The organism is Endozoicomonas sp. SESOKO2, from assembly GCF_024606245.1.
In the GTDB taxonomy this organism is placed as follows: domain Bacteria; phylum Pseudomonadota; class Gammaproteobacteria; order Pseudomonadales; family Endozoicomonadaceae; genus Endozoicomonas_A.
Genome location: NZ_JAHHPQ010000810.1, coordinates 1 through 1,383 on the forward strand (window position 1 = coordinate 1; position 1,383 = coordinate 1,383).

At 51.9% G+C, this 1,383-nt stretch carries 1 protein-coding gene; it reads left to right on the forward strand.

The genetic code is table 11. The features are described from left to right. Positions 1-196: 196 nt before the first annotated feature. Positions 197-1,372 carry a chromate efflux transporter gene (gene chrA, locus KDK17_RS19050; RefSeq protein ID WP_257280901.1) on the forward strand — a complete coding sequence of 392 codons (1,176 nt, stop codon included), beginning with the start codon at positions 197-199 and terminating at the stop codon, positions 1,370-1,372. The last annotated feature ends 11 nt before the right edge of the window (positions 1,373-1,383 follow it).

The window sequence follows — 1,383 nt, forward strand, 5'->3', positions numbered from 1 at the left end:
GTTAATCCCTATGAAGCATACTCAACTGCAACCCCTGCTCACAATCAGTAGATTCAATGGGACAGCCGCTATTTGCGAAAAAACAGGCATCATACCTGCACAGAACCCTACCGCAGAGGTTTTCCAAACACCAATTTCATTCGATTAATGATATGTCCAACCTTACAATAACGGGCAATATTTATAAGGATGGCTTATGAGACATTCAATTCTTGAGATCTTCTGGCGTTTCCTGATGCTGGGTTGCTACTCCTTCGGGGGACCCACAGCCCACATCGGCTACTTTCATAAAGAGTTTGTAGAACGTCGCAAGTGGCTTGGCGAAAGAGATTACGCAGACACCGTAGCCCTCTGCCAGATGCTGCCCGGACCGGCCAGCAGTCAGGTAGGGATGAGTATAGGCTTTGAACGTGCCGGCTTGCCGGGTGCTATCGCTGCATTTCTGGGTTTCACCCTTCCTTCTGCCCTGATTATGATCCTGCTGGCACTGGGCTACAGCGAAATATCCGGCATCCCTGCCGCTATGGGAATGCTTCAGGGCATTAAGCTGTTTGCCGTCGCTGTGGTGGCTGATGCCCTTATCAAAATGGGCAAATCATTATGTCCGGATCGTCCCAGGGTGACGATAGCGGTGCTGTCAGCAGGAGCCATGTTACTGCTTCCCCATGTATTCACCCAGATTGGGGTCATTGTTTTGGCGGCAGCCTTTGGGTTCATCATCTATAAAGATCAGTCAGTGGATGACGAACACGCCCGGGTGAAAGGCAGCAAACGGCAGGCATGTGCTGCCTTTGTTCTGTTCCTTGCCGGTTTGCTCTTACTGCCTTTCATAACAGGTATGGCAAACTCAACCAGCCTGAACCTCTTTGACAGTTTCTATCGGGCCGGCGCCCTGGTATTTGGCGGCGGCCATGTCGTTCTGCCAATGCTTCAGGCTGAAGTTGTGCATGCTGGCGGTGTTACTCCAGATGCTTTCCTGGTAGGTTACAGCGCCGCTCAGGCAGTACCCGGCCCTATGTTTGCCCTGGCTCCTTTTCTGGGCGGTGTATACGGTGGCACCTACAATATTTCCCATGCACTGGCCGCTCTTTTTGGTATTTTTGCCCCCTCTTTCCTTCTGCTGGCAGCAGCCTGGCCTTTCTGGAATCGTCTAAAGTCGATGCCAAAGCTGAGAGCCGCTATCAATGGCATTAATGCCGCGGTGGTGGGCCTGCTTCTGGCAGCCTTTTACAACCCGGTCATTACTCTGGCCATCAAGGATGCCCAAGACGTTGCCCTGGCATTAATGGCTTACCTGCTTCTGGCAGTCTGGAAGCTGCCCATTGCCTGGATGGTTCCCCTGTTTGCAAGCATTGGTTTTCTGTTGATCTAATCTTCTGGCAC

What these genes read in the sequence shown, in the direction of transcription:
- chrA (WP_257280901.1), top strand. Translation starts at nt 197, where the DNA reads ATGAGACATTCAATTCTTGAGATCTTCTGGCGTTTCCTGATGCTGGGT.